Origin of the sequence: Cereibacter changlensis JA139 (assembly GCF_003034985.1) — a bacterium.
GTDB lineage: Bacteria > Pseudomonadota > Alphaproteobacteria > Rhodobacterales > Rhodobacteraceae > Cereibacter > Cereibacter changlensis.
Genome location: NZ_PZKG01000403.1, coordinates 1 through 670, shown reverse-complemented (window position 1 = coordinate 670; position 670 = coordinate 1). Strand labels below are relative to the sequence as shown.

General features: G+C 62.2%; 1 protein-coding gene. It reads left to right on the top strand.

Annotation, left to right across the window (positions count from 1 at the left end; translation table 11 throughout):
* Window positions 1-22: 22 nt before the first annotated feature.
* On the top strand, window positions 23-670 hold a 648-nt coding region (locus tag C5F48_RS24355), incomplete at its 3' end, for a Fic family protein (protein ID WP_258186603.1).

Below are 670 nucleotides of genomic sequence, written 5' to 3'. Positions count from 1 at the left end.
CATTCTGATCGGCGACGATCGGTTGACCCCGATCGGCTATCGCGACGATGGAGTCTTTCTTGGCGAACGGGACCACAGCAACGACCCCTTGCCCGAGTTCATCGGCGCGCGACCTGAGGATGTTCCCGACCTCATGACAGCGCTGAACAACTGCAACAACCGGCTGCGGCTGACGGATACCGAAGAGGTCGATCCCGTCCTGCAGGCCGCCATCATCGCCTTCGGCTTCGTCTATATCCACCCGCTGGCAGACGGGAATGGCCGCCTGCACCGCTGCCTGATCCATCACGTTCTCGCCGAGCGGAAGTACACCCCACCCGGGATGGTCTTCCCGGTCTCGTCCGTGATGCTCGACCGCATCGACGATTACCGAGCGGTTCTGCAGGGCCACTCAGCACCGCTGATGGAGCACATCGCCTGGCGTGCAACGCCCACCGGCAATGTCGAGGTGCTGAACGACACGGCCGATCTCTACCGCTTCTACGACTGCACGGCGGAGGCCGAGTTCCTCTATGACTGCGTGCGAAAGACCATCGAGGAGGATCTCCCCCGCGAGATCGCCTATCTCAAACGTCACGATGCGGCGATGCGCAGCATCATGAACCGCATCGAGATGCCGGACGCTCTGGCACGGCAGGTGATCCTGTTCGTCACCCAGAATGAAGGGCGC